This window comes from uncultured Phocaeicola sp. (assembly GCF_948499155.1).
Taxonomy (GTDB): Bacteria; Bacteroidota; Bacteroidia; order Bacteroidales; family Bacteroidaceae; genus Phocaeicola; species Phocaeicola faecalis.
Map to the genome: position 1 here is coordinate 167195 of NZ_CAOOSE010000005.1, position 17494 is coordinate 184688.

Below are 17494 nucleotides of genomic sequence, written 5' to 3' on the forward strand. Positions count from 1 at the left end.
TTAATAGGGTGGAAATTTAAGATTATAAACAAGGTACATCTGTGATACGCTGCTGTTTAGCTGTAAAGGCAGTAATTTATGCAATAAAAATTTTTTGTTAATGAGAGAAACTGATTAAGCCGTCTCGGATAGCGTTCCGGGGCGGCTGAATTGTAAAATGACCGTTTTTTATTCTTTAATGACCGGATATTAGGCTCTCGTTCTCCATAAAACTCATTATATTTGTATCCGTAAACGAAAAAAACATATATACTATGAATAGCATGAATAAGATTCTTTCGGCTGTTATCCTTTGGGGATTAATTTTACTGTGCAGTTGTAGCACACAGCCGTCTCCCATCCGTTCAGGTGAATTGTGGCCAGACAATAACGGAGAACATATCAACGCTCATGGCGGTGGAGTGATGTATCACGACGGTACTTACTATTGGTTTGGCGAAAATAAATGTGACACCACCAGCAGTGCCATGGTGGGAGTGATGTGTTACTCATCCCAGAATCTTACCGATTGGAAAAATGAAGGTGTAGCACTTGCCGTAGAAGACAATGACAGCAGCGACATTGCACGCGGCTGTATCCTTGAGCGGCCTAAAGTAGTATATAATGCAAAGACCGGGAAGTTTGTGATGTGGTTTCATCTTGAGCTGAAAGGCAAGGGTTATGAAGCAGCTCGTTCGGGTGTGGCGGTGAGCGACACTCCCACAGGCCCTTATCACTTTATCCGTTCCGGCCGTGTCAATGCCGGAAAACTTCCTTTCGATATGGACGAACAGGCACAGGCGACAATGGATACACTGAATGAATTGCACTATGCCAAGTGGTGGACTCCGCAGTGGGTGGATGCTGTCGGCAAGGGACTTATCTTGAAACGCGACCTCGAAGGCGGACAGATGGCAAGAGACATGACAGTGTATGTGGATGATGACGGTAAGGCTTATCATATTTTTGCTTCAGAAGAGAATCTTACCCTGCACATTGCCGAACTGAGTGACGACTATCTTTCACACACCGGGAAATATGCGCGTGTGGCACCTGCCGGACAGAACGAGGCTCCTGCCATTTTTAAGAAGGAGGGCATGTATTGGATGATAACTTCCGGTTGCACCGGCTGGGCTCCCAATGAAGCCCGGATGTTCTCCGCCCCATCCATTTGGGGACCGTGGACACAGCACCCTAATCCTTGTGTGGGGCCGAACCGGGAAATTACTTTTGGCGGTCAAAGCACTTATATTCTGAAAGTGGAGGGACGCAAGGATTGTTTTATCTTTATGGGAGACATTTGGCGTCCCGAACATCCGAGTGATGCCCGATATATTTGGTTGCCTATTCAGTTTAAAGATGGTGTACCGGTGGTGGAATGGAAGGACAGTTGGACATTGGATTGAAAGGGTTTTCTATTTGACCGAGCCTGGTCTTTTGTCATGATGAGAGTGGAAAAACATTAAAAAGAATAACTATTATATGAAGAAATTACTGACATTGCTATTGGCGGTGCTCCTGTTGGCAGGATGTAGCGGCAATAAGCCCGGTACATTTGAAGCCGGAAAGAATACCTTCCTGTTGAACGGAAAACCTTTTATTGTTAAGGCTGCCGAGGTGCATTACCCGCGCATTCCGCGTGAATATTGGGAGCACCGCATTGAAATGTGTAAGGCATTGGGCATGAATACTCTTTGTCTTTATGTCTTTTGGAATCTGCATGAAGAAACACCCGGGAATTATGATTTTACGGGTAATAAAGACCTTGCCGCTTTTTGTAAACTGGCGCAGAAGCATGGAATGTATGTAATCGTTCGTCCCGGACCGTATGTGTGTGCCGAATGGGAAATGGGCGGTCTTCCCTGGTGGTTGTTGAAGAACGATAGTATTAAGTTGCGCACCCTTGACCCGTACTACATGGAACGTGTCGGTATGTTTATGCACGAAGTGGGCAAGCAGTTGGAGGATTTGCAAATCACTCGGGGCGGAAACATTATCATGGTGCAGGTGGAAAATGAATACGGTTCTTATGCAACAGACAAACCTTATGTATCTGCTATCCGCGATACAGTCCGTGCGGCAGGATTTACCGAAGTACCTCTTTTCCAGTGTGACTGGAGTTCCAATTTCCTCAATAATGGTCTTGACGACCTGATTTGGACAGTCAACTTCGGAACCGGAGCCAATATTGACAAACAATTTGCTAAGTTGCGTGAAGTTCGTCCCGAAGCTCCGCTAATGTGCAGTGAGTTTTGGAGTGGATGGTTTGATCATTGGGGACGCAAACACGAGACTCGTCCCGGAGAAGTGATGGTGGAAGGTTTGAAAGAAATGCTCGACAAGGGTATCTCGTTCAGTCTGTATATGACTCATGGCGGTACTACTTTCGGCTGGTGGGGCGGTGCCAATAATCCGGCATACTCAGCCATGTGTAGCAGTTATGATTATGATGCTCCCATCAGTGAGGCCGGTTGGACTACCGACAAATACTTTGCTCTTCGCGATATGTTGAAGAACTATTTGCAAGAGGATGAAAAACTGCCCGAAGTGCCCCAAGCACTTCCTGTTATGGAGGTACCTGTCATCAAGTTTACACAGATTGCTCCGTTAATCAATAATCTCCCGACACCGAAACAGACCGAAGATATCAAGCCGATGGAGAAATTCGATCAGGGCTGGGGAACCATCCTTTATCGCACTAACCTGCCGGAGGAAGTAAAAGCGGGTACAGTATTGAGAATTACGGAACAGCATGACTGGACACAAGTCTTTGCCGATGGTAAACTGCTGGCACGCCTCGACCGCCGTGTCGGTGAACAGGAAGTCGTTCTGCCCGACCTGAAAGCTGGTACACAGCTTGACCTGCTGGTAGAAGCGATGGGACGTGTGAACTTCGACAAGTCTATTCATGACCGCAAAGGTATTACCGAAAAGGTGGAACTCGTCAAAGGCAAGGATACGGAGGTGCTGAAGAACTGGACAGTCTATAACTTCCCGGTGAACTATGATTTTGTGGCAGCCAAGAATTATCAGGATATGAACTCTTCTGCTTTCTGCGGTATCGAGAAAAACGACGAGTCTGTACCTGCCTATTACCGTGCCACTTTTACTTTGGATAAAGTGGCAGATACTTTCTTCAATATGGAATCGTGGGGAAAAGGTATGGTATGGGTGAACGGTCATGCGATGGGACGTTTTTGGGAAATCGGTCCTCAACAGACACTCTATATGCCGGGATGCTGGCTCAAGAAGGGAGTGAATGAGATTATTGTCCTTGACCTGAAAGGTCCGCGTGAAACAACTGTCAGCGGTCTGGATAAACCGATTTTGGATATGCTTCGGGTAGATGTTCCCGAGACTCATCGGAAAGAGGGACAAAACCTGAAGCTGATGAATGAGACACCTGCAGCTGCCGGCAGTTTTAATAAAGGCAACGGTTGGCAGGAAGTAAAAGTACCTGCTGTCAAAGGACGTTATTTCTGTTTGGAAGGTTTGTCTTCTTTCGATGGGACAAATGTGGCGGCAGTGGCTGAGTTTGATGTCTTGGATGAAAAAGGACAGAAGATTCCGCGCGAAAATTGGAAGATTGTGTATGCCGACAGCGAGGAAACCCGCAGCGGTAACCGTACAGCCGATAAGATTTATGATTTGCAGGAAAGCACTTTCTGGCAGACGGTAGATAATGTGGCCTATCCCCATCAGGTGGTTATTGATTTGGGAAAGGAATACAATGTCACCGGTTTCCGTATCCTGCCACGTGCAGAACAGGGAGCGCCGGGCATGATTAAAGACTATAAGGTATATGTGAAAACAGGAAACTTCAGTTATTAAATTAGCTCCTGTATTTGGAATGCGTGCCAAAAGTACAAGCCACTAAGAATGTATAATCAGAAATATGAAAATCCTACATACCGCAGACTGGCATTTGGGTCAGACTTTTTATGAATACAGCCGCCATGATGAGCATGTCCGTTTCCTTGACTGGTTGTGCAGGCTAATCAAAGAACGTAAGATTGACGTTCTTCTCGTTGCCGGAGATGTATTTGATGGGCCGAATCCTTCGGCCGAATCTCAACGGCTGTATTACTCCTTTCTCCGCCGGGTGACAACCGAGTGTCCTATGCTGCAAATCATTATTACGGCCGGTAATCATGATTCGGCAGCACGGTTGGAAGCGCCGAACCCATTGCTGGAGGAGATGAACATCACTGTGAGGGGAGTGGTGAAGCGGGATGCGGACGGTGACATAGACTTGGCACACCTCATTGTACCGATTTACAAACCCGGTGCCGGACGTTCGCAAGAGGATATGAATATAAACGATATAGCTGCATTCTGCCTTGCCGTTCCTTTTCTGCGGCAAGGAGATTATCCGCCTGCCGAAAATTATGCGCAAGGCGTTCAGAGCCTCTACCGACAACTGTTTGCCGAATTGAAAGATGAAGGAAAACCTGTTATTGCCATGGGGCATCTGCAGGCGACAGGCTCGGAGATATCCGGTGAAGACCGTTCCGAACGTACCGTTATCGGGGGTGTGGAAGGCATCTCGCCGGAGGCTTTTGATACGCAGATTATTTATACGGCGTTGGGACACCTTCACCGTCCGCAGCGAGTTTCCGGAAGAGAGAATGTACGTTATTCGGGAGCTCCCATTCCCATGTCGTTCTCTGAAAAAGGCAACAGAAGCGGTGTGGTGATGGTGGACTATGAAGAAGATAAAACGAAGATTCTTCAGATTGACGTGCCGCCCTATGCCCGCCTGCTGAGTATTCCTGACCGGCCTGCGGTGTTGGAGGAAGTTTTGGAAGCCATTCATGGACTGCCCGATGGAGAGATAAGTGCGCGTTCGCCCTATCTGGAAGTGAAAATACAGATGACAGAACCCGATACTTCTTATAAATATAAAATAGAATCGGCTCTGCAAGGCAAATCGGTGAGGTTGGCGCGTGTGGTGGCGGTGATGCCTGTCCAAAAGGAGAGTGGCCTCCGGGCTGTGAGCTATGAAGAGTTACGGGGGATTCGTCCGTTGGATGTGGCGCTCGATTATTATAAAAGGAGATACGAAGGACAGAAGATGCCTGCTGCTATGAAAGAGTTATTGCAGGAAGTCATCAGCGAGGCCGGTAAAGAGTAATTAAGACAACCGTTCATTATGAAGATATTAACTATTCGTGGAAAGAATCTTGCTTCTTTGGCAGGAGAATTTGAGGTGGATTTTACAGTCGAACCATTGAAAAATGCCGGCATCTTTGCCATTACCGGTAGCACCGGTTCCGGTAAGTCTACTTTGCTGGATGCTTTGTGTCTTGCACTGTTCGATTCCACTCCGCGTATGACCAAAGCAAGAGAAGCGAAAGTGGAGCTGGCCGATGTTCGTAATAAGACGATTGCTCAAAGTGACAGCCGTTCCGTCTTGCGTCGCGGAACAGCCGAAGGTTATGCCGAAGTGGACTTCATCGCTTTGACAGGAGAAACCTACCGCTCCACCTGGACAGTCTGTCGTGCCGGAGGTAAGCCTTCGGGTGTGTTGCGCAGTGTCGGTTTGCGCCTGATGAATCTTTCCAAGAACACTGAAGAGCAGGGCACGAGGAAGGAACTACTTGCTAAAGTATCCCAACTCATCGGCCTGTCTTTCGAGCAATTCAATCGGTCGGTCTTATTGGCGCAGGGCGATTTTGCCGTTTTTCTGAAAGCTAAACAGGCAGAGAAGGCTGAAATATTGGAAAAGTTGACAGGAACGGAGATTTACTCTCGTGTTTCTTCTTCCATCTATGCCAAGACCAAGAATGCGGATATGGAATTCAGACTTTTACAGGAGCGTATGAAAGGAGTTGAACTTCTGGCTGATGATGTATTGGCTGCATTGGACGAGGAAAAACTTCTGCTCTCCGGCTCTCTTGCCGCTTCGAAGAGGGAAGAGGATACATTTTCTGCCTGTCTGAAGTGGATGGAGGAGAAGCGTTCGCTTATTCGTAACAAAGAGAAAGCGGAGAATGAATGGAAAGGTATTCAGACTGAAATGGAAGTGTCGGCTGCACGTTATGCTTTATTGGCACGTGTGGAACAGGCGCAGGAAATCCGTGATGTGTTTATGCAGTCAGTCGCTACCTCGGTACAACTGGCGGCGAACAGGAAAACGCTGGAAGAACGTCGGGAACAAGTGCGGCAAACCACTGTGCTCTTTTCTAAAACGCAACAGGAATTGGATACGGCAAAGAAGGCGCAAACAGCTTGGCAGGAATATCTTGTCGGACTGACTCCCCAATTGAACAAAGCTAAGGAACTGGATGTACAGATAACCGAGAAGCAAAAGCAATGGTTGGACGCACAGGCGGAAGAAAAGAAGGAACTCGGCCGGAAAGAGAAACTGGAAAGAGAACTGGCCGGACTGCACCAACAAATAAAGAAGCTTCAGGTGACTTGGAAGGAGATAGAGGATTGGTTTGGGCATTATATGGTTTATGCAGATTTGATACCGGCTGTTCCATTGGTGCTTAATCTTCTTACAGACCGGGAGACGGCTGAGACTCAGTTGTCATCGAATCAAAAAACACTGAAGGAGATTGCCGGCTTACAGGAAATAGAGCAGAAAAGGCTGAAAGTCATGCAAGAGGAGGCCGAACGCCTGAACCGGCTGCTGCCTGCCGAGGTAGTGTTGTTGCGCTCGCAGCTGCAGGAAGGAGAACCCTGTCCGGTGTGTGGCAGCGTGCATCATCCGGCTGCTACTCTCACCGAAGTGCAATCCTTGCAGGAGGCGGAGCTGAATCGGGCAAAAGAGAAGGTGGCACAGGAGGTGGAACGTCTTGCCGCTTCTCTCGCCGACAGGACAATGGAAATCAATACGCTTGATACCATTGTCAAGAATTACGCCCACCGCTCTGAAGAATGTCTGTCTAAGGTGAAAGAGTATGTTTCTATTCTTCCGGGTTGGAAGGATTTACTGGATAAAGGACAGTTGAAGGGCGTGTTACGGAACTTTGACAAGCAATGGAAAGAGCGTTTGCAACAACAGGCTGACACGAAGGAGGCATTGTCACGGCAACAGGCCGAACTGGATGCCAAGCAGCATGAACAGGAGACGTATGCTGTGCAGATAAAGGATAAACAGTCAAAGACTATTGCTTTGGAGACCGACTTGACGGCTCTTCGTTCGCAGCGTGCACTGCTGTTGGAAGGACGTCCCACTCACGAGGTGGAGAATCAGAACAGGATGAGGCAGGAAGAGTTACAGCGGCACTGGGATATAGCCATGAAGCAATATCAGGATTTATCAGGTGCATTGGAATCTTATAAAGGGCAGTCTGTCCAACTGGAAAAAGAGGTGGAACGTCTGGAGGTGTTGTCGCAAGAAGAGAACCGTCGCATTGCCGAATGGCTGTCCGGCCGGGAGGAGATTACGACTCGTGCCGAGTTGGAAGAACTGTTATCGAAAGATGTCGCTTGGGTTAACCGGGAGAAGAAAGAACTGGGTGCCTTGAAAGAGCGGCTCACTACTGCGCAGGCTGTGTTGGCGGAGCGTTGCCAATTGTTGGCCAAACATGAAGAGGATTCGCATAAGCCATCGGAAGGGGAAACAGAAGAGTCCTTGTCGCTCAAACTGTCGGCTTGTAAGTCAGTCCAAGAGCAGCAAGCTACCCGCCTGACTCAAATTGGCCTGATGCTGGAGGGGCAGGAAAAGAACAGGCAGGCATTGGCAGGCATTCGGAAGGAGTTGGACGAAAAGCAGTCGGATTATGAGAACTGGTCAAAACTGAATGAGCTCTTCGGGTCGCAGAGTGGGGTGAAGTTTAAAGAAATAGCTCAGGGATATACATTAGACGTGCTTTTGCTTTATGCCAATAAGCATTTGCAGAATCTTGCCCCGCGTTATGAGTTACAACGTATCTCGGACACGCTTGCCTTGCAAATTGTCGACCTCGACATGATGGGAGAGGTGCGCACTGTTCATTCCCTTTCGGGCGGTGAGTCTTTTTTGGTGTCGCTGGCATTGGCGCTCGGCCTGTCTTCGTTCTCTTCCAACCGGATGAATGTGGAGTCATTGTTTATAGATGAAGGCTTCGGTTCACTTGACCCTGAGACATTCCGTATAGCCATGGACGCGCTTGAACGACTGCAGATGCAGGGGCGTAAGATTGGCGTGATTTCACACGTGGCGGAAATGACGGAACGGATATCCGCACAGATACAGATAGTGAAAACCGGCAATGGACGGAGCAGGGTGCAAGTAGCCGGATGACCGGCTACTTACGTGACTTGTCCATTATACGGATAGGAGGCGCCAATGGCTTGAAATTCTTTGGCCTGATTAAACTCCGTGCAAATGGCGGTGGTGTTTTCTGCACATCTTTATCAAAGAACTTTTGATAAGTCAGTTGTCCCTCTCCGGTGGCCTGAAGTATCCTTTCTACTATCAGATACCGGCTTTGTGTGTTGAAGTACGGTCTGTTATCATCCATGCAACTGATGTCTTCCGAGCGTGTGATGCCTTGGGGATAGTAATATCCTCCTTCGAAAATGCCGACTTGTGGATACTCCGGCTTGCCGATAAACCTGCTCCAAGGCACTTCCTCTTTCGTGTCATAAGGCGAGACATTTAAAAAGTAATTATACTCCTGCCAAGCCAGCAAATCGCCCTTCTCTTCATCCGGAATGGTAGTATCATAAGCTATGTATTCATCAGCAAGTCTTCCAAAGCCGTGGCCACCGAATTCATGGCGGACTATGTTGGGAAATTCTATTGTATAATAAGAATCTTCCGGATGGGAGACCGGTATCATTGCAATACTTTTCCCATTGCTTATCGTATAGCAAGTGCCTGCATAAGTGTTTTCATTGATAATCACACAGACTGATGTGTTTGTTAAGTCTGTCTCTGTAATGTCAGGAGGAAGAAGGGCATAAGAGAGCACCTTGTCATAATCGCATTTTACACCAGTCCCACCGGTGAGTGTACTAGAGAATACAGTGTTTCGCCGGATATTATCAACTTCACTGCTCATTCCGGTTTCTTCTGAAAAAGCTGCTATCTTATAGACTGAAAAATATTCTCTGTATGTTTTATAAGGCTCAACAGCGAATAAAGCTTCAATGGCTTCGTCAGCGTTTTGATCGAATAGTCCTCCATGATTAAAATGGCACGGAAGATAACCGTCTCCGGTGATTATCAGTTTTATCGGATGGGCTTTTTTGCTGGTCTGATATACGGTATAACCTCCGTTTCCATAGTTCTTGGTCTCAACGGTAATCGGAATGGATACTTGTTGTCCCGAATACTTAATGGATAGTGTGAAAGATGAATTGTTACGTTTGTTATTGTCGTTCACTATAACTTGAATGCTTCCGTTTCCTTTTCCCGACAGAGGTGAAATGCTTATCCATTCAGCCCAGCTCTTCTCTGTGATTTCCCAGCTTGCATCTGAAGTGATGGTCAGTTCGTGGCTGGTATCATCAGGTTTGAACAGCAGTGATTGGGGCGCGACTGTAAGTGTCAGAGGAGATTCTTCCTTACTGCATGACAAAACTGTCAATCCAATAATGAGGAGGAAGGTTAATCTTGAGATTTTGCTTATCATACTTGTATCTCTTGTTTTTATTGGTCATGTGACATTGTCTGTTGCCTATTTCAGTTCGGGTAGCTTCTCTTTTCCGTAGAATCCCGGCATCGGTTCATAAATAGGGTTATGCGGAATGGAAATGTTGAGCAGTTTTCCCTCCTTCGCCAGTCGGGTAATATAACGTCCGGCCGTGGCGCGGGTCAGCGTGAACAGCTGTTCGAACTCTCTGCGAGTCAGTACGCTGTGCGTCTGGAAATATTCCGTCAGCCCTTTGTCTATCTTCTCGTCCGTCACCGGGATGGAATGAGGCTTGTACTTTGAGCGTTCCGTCTTCACGTTCACCAACTGTTTCTTCAGTTCCTTGTCCGCACGGAATGTCACCGACTTGATTTTCACGTCGTAGGCTCGCGTAGATTGGGGATTTTGTGTCTCAGAACAGCTCAGGGATACATGGAAATAGCCTATCCCCTCCATGTGCACCCGCGCGCCGTCCTTCAGGTGATCGGCCAATTTCTCGCTGAGCGAGATGATGGTTGCCTTGATGTCTGCCACGGTGAGTGTAGAGCCATGGTGTATCTCCCGTGCCAGATAGTCGGTGCTGATTAGTTCTCTGTTCACCACACGGGCATGATACTGCTTCTTGTGCGTACCTATCGTGTTGGGTGACTCGTAAAATTCAAACTTGATGGCCATTCGTGCTTTTTGTTTTACCCGGTTATATCATTTGTTATTATGCGGAAGAGTTTCTGTTCTCTTCCTTTCAGGAAGAACGTCTCACTACGGTGAGGAAGATGCATTACTCAGGTAATCATTTTGTATTACCACAGTGATGAAGTTTTATTATTTAAGTGAAACGATTCTCTCGACCGTACAAATATACATAATCTTTCTAATACAAGTGACTGTTTTACCGGATTTTTTAATTAATCGCTTTTTGTTCCAACCTGTCCTGAAGATAGAATTGGGTAGGGAGGTATGGAATAATGTATTGGATACCTTGATTGCCCTATATCTGTTGTGGGGCGTTTATCGTGAACGCAAGAGACATGAAAATGTAAATTCACAGGGTGGATAAGGGATTGTGACCAATCGGAAGAAAAGAATGCGGTGTGTCCGAAATGCGGAATCTGAAATATCACCTTACGATACTGGCGGATTGGTGCGAGTCCTTTAGTTATATGCTCAGAGAGGAACTTCCCTTCCTTATATAATCGAATGATAATCTTTTGATAGAATGTCCGAACATCCTTCTGCAATGCTGTGAATCATATCCATCCCTTTTTCCCGGGAAATACGTATGCTTTCTCCAACGGTAATCATATCTTCCACAGTTGGTCTGCCATTATTATTGGCGGAAGTGGCATGTTCGCCGTTATATCCATTACTGCACAAGGTCAAGTCGTAAGCCGGGGCTAACGACCAGATACCTTCCCGGCAAATAAAGCTGAAGTTCTTGGCATGGTCATCTTTATTGTCGGTCAGTACATTGAATACCATACGCCGGAACATCTCGTCCACTTGTTTGGCGTTCTGCGTAAGATAACCGGTGAGGTGAAGTAGTGTTTTGTAATCCAGTTTAGGCTGCGCGATGGACTCGTTCAATAGAGCACCTGCGGTAGCGACATGAAGCCGCTTCCCGTCCTCTATATCAAAACGCTTGGTGGCAAAATACTTTCCGTTTATCAATTTGAAGTCAGGTACATCGATGCCACATCTGCGTGCTGTTTCATTATAGCGATATTCCATCACTCCCATGTCTCCAGGGTCGTAAGTGTGGCGGAATTTAACCAACCATGCACCTTCTGTGTCGTGATACAGGCATTTGGGACGGCAACCACCTGAATTGCCGCTGTTGAAATATAGAATATCTTCATCCTTGTCCGATTTCTCAGAGAGTATATCCAGAGCCATTTGCTGGAGTTCATCCCATTCGGGAAGTGCTTTTTCTTCGCCGAGATATGTTTCCGGAATATAACATAGTGCTCCCATTCCCGAGGTCCCGACAATGCTCAATCGTTGTAATGGCGTTAACAGGCTGTCGTTTATGCCTTGCTTTTTTAGCATACGATTGAGTAAATAACGTCCATAACCATCGGGCAGGCTGTCTTCAAAAATACCGAAGTTCCCCCAAAACGGTTTGGGCTTGGCGATAAACAGATTCGGTTTTAATGGTAAATCGAGCGGTGAGATGGAAAAGCCGTTTGCCAGCCAGTTTTTATCATATTGAAAAGCGCACAGACGATTGTCAGGGGTCATGCTGAGAGTCCCGACAATCCGGTCATGATAGGTTACTGCTAATTTATTTACTGATTTCATTGCGTCCCTTTTTTCTGTTTTTGTTCTTGTTGATTGTTTCCAGTTCTTCCATCGTGTTATAAATGGGTTCGGAAAGTAGCTCTTTAATGGACTTGGAGTAGCCTAATGCTTTTGCCAATGCCACGTAAGAAGATAAAGAGATGGTATGCTTTTGTTCAAATTTGGCGATGGTAGGGGTGGGAACTCCACTAAGTTCGGTGAGGGCCTCGCGGGAAAGTCCTTTCTCCAATCTCCGTTTCTGCAAGTTATCAGCAAGGATTGCTAATAATTCGTCCGGCGTATCCATGTCGAAATTATAAAGTAATGGCATACTATTGTATCTGAAAAAGTAAATAAGCTATGATATCGAATATTATTGTATCTGATACAAAGGTAGCAATTAGCGGAGAACATTTCGAGAATTTTAGAATATTTTGCAGAATAAGTTCCGCATAGCAGGCATTGCTTTTACTTTGTACGTCCCGAAAGTTCCAATGCCAGTTGCTTGTTAGTCATAAACTCCATTTAATGAAACACCGGTGCGGAAGCTATCCTCTTCCGTCGGCTCCCCACATCATTTTGTTGCGTAAGGTATTAAAGAAGATATGATTCTGCCGTTTCACCACCTTTATTTGATAGTCGGCCTTTCGGATAGTCAGCCGGCTTCCTTCCCGGCAAGTCTCGCTGCGTCCGTCGATGGCAATCAGGAAGTTGTGGCTGCGGCTTTCCACATCCAGCGTTATTTCCCAGTCGTCGTTTATTACGATGGGGCGTACGTTCAGACTGTGGGGCGCAACCGGAGTAATGGCGATTGTATTGCTATGCGGGACAATGACCGGCCCGCCGATGCTTAGTGAATATGCTGTCGAACCGGTAGGGGTGGCAATGACAAGACCATCCGCCTGATAAGTGGTAAGATAGGCACCGTTGATAGCCGTATGAATGGAAATCATGGATGAGCTGTCGCGTTTCAATACAGCTATTTCATTCAGTCCGAAAGGATAGCCTTTCAATTCCTGTTCTTTACAATAGACTTGTAAGACACTACGGTCTTCTATTCTGTAATTGTTGCTGTAAATATCGTCAAAAGTGTCTTCCATTTCTTCCGGTGAGACATCTGCTAAAAAGCCCAGCCGTCCGGTATTGATACCTAATATGGGAATGTTGCGCGCTCCCACCCGGCTGGCCGCTTTCAGAAAAGTACCGTCGCCACCGATACTTAGCACCATGTCGGCTTCAAAATCGTTTTCGTCGAAGATACCGGCTTGACGGATATGCAATTTCAAGTCATTCGTCAGAAATTGATAGAACTCCCGACAAATATAGACTTCGGCGTGGTGTCTGTTCAGAATAGAAAGCAAACGCTCTACATGCGTGGATTTCTTAGCCTGATAGGTGTTTCCAAAAATGGCGAATTTCATGGGACGCATATTCATTAGTTAATTTTATAAATCTTTTGTTTGTCAAAATGGACTAGGTTTAGATAAAACCTGCTAACTTTGCACATCAGAACTGCAAAGATAATAATATATTGCTAAGATGACAAAGTTAAGTGTAAATATAAACAAGGTAGCTACCTTGCGTAATGCCCGTGGGGGAAATAACCCTGACGTGGTAAAAGTTGCTTTAGATTGTGAGGCGTTTGGTGCTGAAGGTATTACCGTTCATCCTCGTCCCGATGAACGCCATATCCGTCGTAGCGATGTGTATGCACTGCGTCCTTTACTTACCACCGAGTTTAATATAGAAGGCTATCCCAGTCCCGAGTTTATTGATTTGGTGCTGAAGGTAAAGCCGCATCAGGTAACTCTTGTTCCGGATGCCCCCGACCAGATTACTTCCAATGCGGGATGGGACACCAAAACGAATCTTTCTTTTTTGGCGGAACTGATGGATACCTTTGGCCACGCAGGAATCCGTACTTCTATTTTTGTGAATACGAATCGTGAAATGATAGAATATGCAGCTAAGGCCGGGGCCGACCGTGTAGAGCTTTATACCGAACCTTATGCCACTCTTTATCCTCAGAATCCCGAAGCGGCTGTCGCTCCTTTTGTGGAGGCTGCCAAAGTAACCCGCAGTTTGGGCATGGGCTTGAATGCCGGACATGACTTGAGCTTGGTAAACTTGAAGTATATGCATGACAATATTCCTTGGTTGGACGAAGTTTCCATCGGTCATGCTTTGATAAGTGATGCTCTTTATCTGGGGCTAAAACAAACAATTGAAGAATACAAAAATTGTCTCCGTTAATGATGAACTTGACTTTACTGGCTGCACAAACAGCCATTGGGGATACCCTGGCAGGGGGTAATCCTGTTTTGACACCCGTTTCGGGAGAGGCGCAGATGAACCTTTGGGACATGGCGCTGAAAGGCGGATGGATTATGGCTGTTTTGGCTGTGCTGTCTGTGGTGTGTTTCTACATTTTCTTTGAACGTCTGGCAGTTATCCGTAAAGCCGGCAAAGATGACCCTATGTTTATGGAGCGTATCCGTGACTATATCCGCACCGGCGAAATAAAGTCGGCCATTAACTATTGCCGCATTACCAATACGCCTTCGGCGCGTATGATTGAAAAGGGAATTACCCGTATGGGGCGTCCTGTAGCCGACGTGCAGGCTGCTATTGAGAATACAGGTAATATTGAAGTTGCCAAACTGGAAAACGGATTGCCTATTGTTGCAACCATTTCCGGTGGCGCACCTATGATTGGTTTCTTGGGGACTGTTACCGGTATGGTGCAGGCTTTCTGGGAAATGGCAAATGCAGGAAATAATATCGATATCACGTTGCTTTCGGGAGGTATTTATGAGGCTATGATTACTACAGTGGGTGGTTTGATAGTGGGTATTGCAGCTATGTTTGCCTATAACTATCTGGTGACCCGTGTAGATAAGGTGGTGAGCCAGATGGAAGCACGCACTATGGCATTTATGGATTTGCTGAACGAACCTGTTCAAAAGTAAAAGCGTATGGCACTGAAAAGAAGACATAAAATATCACCCAACTTTAGTATGGCGTCTATGACGGACATCATATTTCTGTTGCTGATATTTTTTATGATTACCTCCACCATGGTGTCGCCTAATGCCATCAAGGTGTTGCTTCCGCAAGGTAAGCAGCAAACCTCGGCAAAGCCGCTCACGCGGGTAATCATTGATAAGAACCTGAATTTCTATACTGCTTTCGGCAATCAGGATGAAATGCCGATTGAACTGGAGGAATTGCCGGCTTTTTTGCAAGAGTGCGCTCAGAAAGAGCCCGATATGTATGTGGCGCTCTATGCTGACGAGGCAGTACCTTATCGTGAAATAGTGAGGGTACTGAATATTGCTAATGAAAATCACTTCAAAATGGTGCTGGCTACACGCCCGCCTGAGAAGAAACGATAAGCTGATTCTTGACTGTTGTTACACTGAACGAAGTGAAGAATCTGAAACCATTAGATTATAAGCATGAAGAAAAATAAGATAACAGGACTGGTCGGTACGGCTGTACTGCATATCCTTCTCCTTATCCTGCTGCTGGTGATTGCTATTCGCCGCCCTCAGGTGCAGGAAGAGGGGGGTGTCCCTGTTATGCTGGGAAATACGGAACTCTCTCAAGGGAATGCCGACCCTTATACGCTGACGGATGTCGATATAATGAATGAACCCGAAGCACCGGCCCCCGATGTGCCGGAGCCGGAGGTGGTTCCTCCTGTCGAAATAAAAGAGGAAATTATTACTCAAACGGAAGAGGAAACAGTGGCGGTCCCCAAAAAGGAACCTAAAAAAGAGACTCCTAAAAAAGAAAAGCCCAAGAAGGAAACTCCTAAAAAGGATGTACCCAAGAAAGATACGGTAAAGCCAAAGGAAAAGACTGAAGCCGAGAAGCGTGCTGAAGCCGAAAAAGCTGCTGCGGAAAAGAAAGCGGCAGCCGAAAAAGCAGCGGCGGAAGCAGCGGCAAAGAAGATAGCCGGTGCATTTGGCAAAGGTACTCAGATGGGGAACAAAGGGACCGGCACGACAGGAAGTGGACTTGAAGGCAGCCCGACAGGTAATGCTGCTGAAGGAAAATCGACAGGTACAGGCGGTTACGGAACATTTGACCTTAATGGACGTTCTTTGGGTAGCGGCGGTTTGCCGATGCCTGTTTATAATGTTCAGGATGAGGGCCGTGTGGTGGTGACCATCACCGTGAACCCGGCAGGACAGGTGATAAGTACAAGTATCAACAAACGTACCAATACGGTAAATGCTGCGTTGCGGAAAGCTGCGGAAGAGGCGGCGCGTAAAGCTCGCTTTAACCAGGTGGACGGAGTAAATAACCAGACAGGTACTATTACATATTACTTTAAACTGAAGTAGCTTATGAAAACAATTTATGTATTTTTGGCAGAAGGCTTCGAGGAAGTGGAAGCGCTGACCCCGGTGGATGTGTTGAGACGTGCAGGTTTGCCTGTGAAGACGGTCTCTGTAACCGGTGTGCTGACCGTAAATGGTGCACACGGAGTTCCGGTTATAGCCGATATGGTGTTTGAAGAAGTGAAAGAAGCGGATGTGGAAATGATTGTATTGCCCGGCGGTCTGCCCGGAGCGACAAATCTGGATGCACACCAAGGATTGAGTGATTTGATTATGGCCTTTGCAGAAGCCGGTAAACCGTTGTCTGCCATTTGTGCCGCTCCGTTGGTATATGGAAAGCGTGGTTTGTTGAAAGGAAAGAAGGCAACTTGCTATCCGGGTTTTGATAAATATCTGGACGGTGCTGACTATACAGCCGCTCTGGTACAGAATGACGGCAACTTTATTACAGGAAAGGGCCCCGGCGCTGCAATGGACTTTTCATTTGCAATCGCAGAAAAGTATGTCGGTGCAGCTAAGGTGAAGGAACTGAAACAGGCTATGATGATTGCTGAATAACAATAGATGACTGTTTTATGAATATCAAAGGAAGATGTGTCGAAAGTGGATTATCAGGCTTTTAGGCGCATCTTCGGTTATTATAATATAAAACCAACATGAAGAAACACATCATCATAGTGGCCGGCGGCAAAGGCTTGCGCATGGGAGGGGATATTCCTAAACAGTTTCTTCCAATAGGGGGGAAACCTGTGTTGATGCGTACTATTGAGACTTTTTATACTTACGATTCCTCTATACATATTATATTGGTTCTTCCCTTGGCACAACAGGCCTACTGGAAGGAACTTTGTGCAACATATCATTTTGTGTTGCCTCATGATATTGCCGATGGAGGAGAAACCCGCTTTCATTCCGTAAAGAATGGTTTGTCACTCGTAGAAGGGGAAGGCTTGGTAGGCGTTCACGATGGTGTCCGTCCTTTTGTGTCCCAACAGGTGATTGCCGGGTGCTATAATACAGCGCAAAAGAAAAAAGCTGTTATTCCTGTAATTGATGTGGTGGAGACTGTGCGGCATCTTACGGAAAAGGGGAGCGAGACCGTCCCACGCAATCAATATAAATTGGTTCAGACTCCACAGGTATTTGATGTACAATTGTTGAAAGATGCTTATCGGCAAGAATATACCGATGCTTTTACCGATGATGCTTCTGTAGTGGAAGCAATGGGTAAAGAGGTATGGTTGGTAGAAGGAAATAGAGAAAATATAAAGTTAACAACCCCGTTTGATTTAAAGGTAGCAGAGATATTGCTCTGAT

General features: G+C 46.5%; 15 protein-coding genes. 10 read left to right on the forward strand and 5 right to left on the reverse strand.

The features are described 5' to 3' along the window. The first annotated feature begins 254 nt into the window (after window positions 1-254). The 4 genes from QYT14_RS06135 to QYT14_RS06150 all read left to right on the forward strand — a co-directional run bounded on the left by QYT14_RS06135 (window position 255) and on the right by QYT14_RS06150 (window position 8215). A complete protein-coding gene (locus tag QYT14_RS06135) occupies window positions 255-1385 on the forward strand; it encodes a glycoside hydrolase family 43 protein (RefSeq protein WP_288325045.1) in 1131 nt (376 codons plus the stop codon). Between the two features lie 76 nt (window positions 1386-1461). Then, entirely contained in the window at window positions 1462-3810 is a 2349-nt protein-coding gene (locus tag QYT14_RS06140; protein ID WP_288325046.1) for a beta-galactosidase, read from the forward strand. A 64-nt stretch (window positions 3811-3874) separates the two neighbouring features. After that, window positions 3875-5113 carry an exonuclease SbcCD subunit D gene (locus QYT14_RS06145; RefSeq protein ID WP_237039037.1) on the forward strand — a complete coding sequence of 413 codons (1239 nt, stop codon included), beginning with the start codon at window positions 3875-3877 and terminating at the stop codon, window positions 5111-5113. An 18-nt stretch (window positions 5114-5131) separates the two neighbouring features. After that, on the forward strand, window positions 5132-8215 hold the full coding sequence (locus tag QYT14_RS06150) for an AAA family ATPase (RefSeq protein ID WP_288325047.1): 3084 nt from the start codon (window positions 5132-5134) through the stop codon (window positions 8213-8215). A gap of 4 nt (window positions 8216-8219) precedes the next feature. On the opposite strand, the gene QYT14_RS06155 is transcribed toward QYT14_RS06150, so the two are convergent. The 5 genes from QYT14_RS06155 to QYT14_RS06175 form a co-directional block, all read right to left on the reverse strand. Continuing rightward, window positions 8220-9551, reverse strand: coding sequence for a M64 family metallopeptidase (locus tag QYT14_RS06155; protein ID WP_288325048.1), 1332 nt, complete (start codon window positions 9549-9551; stop codon window positions 8220-8222). A 45-nt stretch (window positions 9552-9596) separates the two neighbouring features. After that, entirely contained in the window at window positions 9597-10226 is a 630-nt protein-coding gene (locus tag QYT14_RS06160; RefSeq protein ID WP_237039034.1) for an HU family DNA-binding protein, read from the reverse strand. A gap of 510 nt (window positions 10227-10736) precedes the next feature. Continuing rightward, window positions 10737-11849, reverse strand: coding sequence for a type II toxin-antitoxin system HipA family toxin (locus QYT14_RS06165; protein WP_288325049.1), 1113 nt, complete (start codon window positions 11847-11849; stop codon window positions 10737-10739). Continuing rightward, window positions 11833-12159 (reverse strand): helix-turn-helix transcriptional regulator, encoded by a 327-nt coding sequence (locus tag QYT14_RS06170; RefSeq protein WP_288325051.1) that lies wholly within the window; start codon window positions 12157-12159, stop codon window positions 11833-11835. The genes QYT14_RS06165 and QYT14_RS06170 overlap by 17 nt, the downstream gene beginning before the upstream one ends. 217 nt (window positions 12160-12376) lie before the next feature. Beyond that, a complete protein-coding gene (locus QYT14_RS06175; RefSeq protein ID WP_237039033.1) occupies window positions 12377-13249 on the reverse strand; it encodes an NAD kinase in 873 nt (290 codons plus the stop codon). Window positions 13250-13367: 118 nt separating this feature from the next. On the opposite strand from QYT14_RS06175, the gene QYT14_RS06180 reads away from it, so the two are divergent. The 6 genes from QYT14_RS06180 to QYT14_RS06205 all read left to right on the forward strand — a co-directional run bounded on the left by QYT14_RS06180 (window position 13368) and on the right by QYT14_RS06205 (window position 17493). Beyond that, window positions 13368-14081: a pyridoxine 5'-phosphate synthase gene (locus tag QYT14_RS06180; RefSeq protein ID WP_237039032.1), complete on the forward strand. Its 714-nt coding sequence runs from the start codon at window positions 13368-13370 to the stop codon at window positions 14079-14081. Further along, entirely contained in the window at window positions 14081-14797 is a 717-nt protein-coding gene (locus QYT14_RS06185) for a MotA/TolQ/ExbB proton channel family protein (RefSeq protein WP_005941398.1), read from the forward strand. The genes QYT14_RS06180 and QYT14_RS06185 overlap by 1 nt, the downstream gene beginning before the upstream one ends. Before the next feature lie 6 nt (window positions 14798-14803). Then, window positions 14804-15223, forward strand: a complete 420-nt coding sequence (locus tag QYT14_RS06190) for a biopolymer transporter ExbD (protein ID WP_005941395.1) — start codon at window positions 14804-14806, stop codon at window positions 15221-15223. A gap of 63 nt (window positions 15224-15286) precedes the next feature. Beyond that, the gene (locus QYT14_RS06195; protein ID WP_237039031.1) at window positions 15287-16180 is read left to right on the forward strand and encodes a TonB family protein; all 894 of its coding nucleotides are present in this window, start codon (window positions 15287-15289) and stop codon (window positions 16178-16180) included. 3 nt (window positions 16181-16183) lie between these two features. Next, window positions 16184-16735 carry a DJ-1 family glyoxalase III gene (locus tag QYT14_RS06200; RefSeq protein ID WP_288325052.1) on the forward strand — a complete coding sequence of 184 codons (552 nt, stop codon included), beginning with the start codon at window positions 16184-16186 and terminating at the stop codon, window positions 16733-16735. 98 nt (window positions 16736-16833) lie between these two features. Continuing rightward, entirely contained in the window at window positions 16834-17493 is a 660-nt protein-coding gene (locus QYT14_RS06205) for a 2-C-methyl-D-erythritol 4-phosphate cytidylyltransferase (RefSeq protein ID WP_237039029.1), read from the forward strand. Window position 17494 lies beyond the last annotated feature (1 nt).

Coding starts and splice junctions, on each gene's coding strand:
- QYT14_RS06135 (WP_288325045.1), top strand. CDS start 255: ATGAATAGCATGAATAAGATTCTTTCGGCTGTTATCCTTTGGGGATTA.
- QYT14_RS06140 (WP_288325046.1), top strand. CDS start 1,462: ATGAAGAAATTACTGACATTGCTATTGGCGGTGCTCCTGTTGGCAGGA.
- QYT14_RS06145 (WP_237039037.1), top strand. CDS start 3,875: ATGAAAATCCTACATACCGCAGACTGGCATTTGGGTCAGACTTTTTAT.
- QYT14_RS06150 (WP_288325047.1), top strand. CDS start 5,132: ATGAAGATATTAACTATTCGTGGAAAGAATCTTGCTTCTTTGGCAGGA.
- QYT14_RS06155 (WP_288325048.1), bottom strand. CDS start 9,551: ATGATAAGCAAAATCTCAAGATTAACCTTCCTCCTCATTATTGGATTG.
- QYT14_RS06160 (WP_237039034.1), bottom strand. CDS start 10,226: ATGGCCATCAAGTTTGAATTTTACGAGTCACCCAACACGATAGGTACG.
- QYT14_RS06165 (WP_288325049.1), bottom strand. CDS start 11,849: ATGAAATCAGTAAATAAATTAGCAGTAACCTATCATGACCGGATTGTC.
- QYT14_RS06170 (WP_288325051.1), bottom strand. CDS start 12,159: ATGCCATTACTTTATAATTTCGACATGGATACGCCGGACGAATTATTA.
- QYT14_RS06175 (WP_237039033.1), bottom strand. CDS start 13,249: ATGAAATTCGCCATTTTTGGAAACACCTATCAGGCTAAGAAATCCACG.
- QYT14_RS06180 (WP_237039032.1), top strand. CDS start 13,368: ATGACAAAGTTAAGTGTAAATATAAACAAGGTAGCTACCTTGCGTAAT.
- QYT14_RS06185 (WP_005941398.1), top strand. CDS start 14,081: ATGATGAACTTGACTTTACTGGCTGCACAAACAGCCATTGGGGATACC.
- QYT14_RS06190 (WP_005941395.1), top strand. CDS start 14,804: ATGGCACTGAAAAGAAGACATAAAATATCACCCAACTTTAGTATGGCG.
- QYT14_RS06195 (WP_237039031.1), top strand. CDS start 15,287: ATGAAGAAAAATAAGATAACAGGACTGGTCGGTACGGCTGTACTGCAT.
- QYT14_RS06200 (WP_288325052.1), top strand. CDS start 16,184: ATGAAAACAATTTATGTATTTTTGGCAGAAGGCTTCGAGGAAGTGGAA.
- QYT14_RS06205 (WP_237039029.1), top strand. CDS start 16,834: ATGAAGAAACACATCATCATAGTGGCCGGCGGCAAAGGCTTGCGCATG.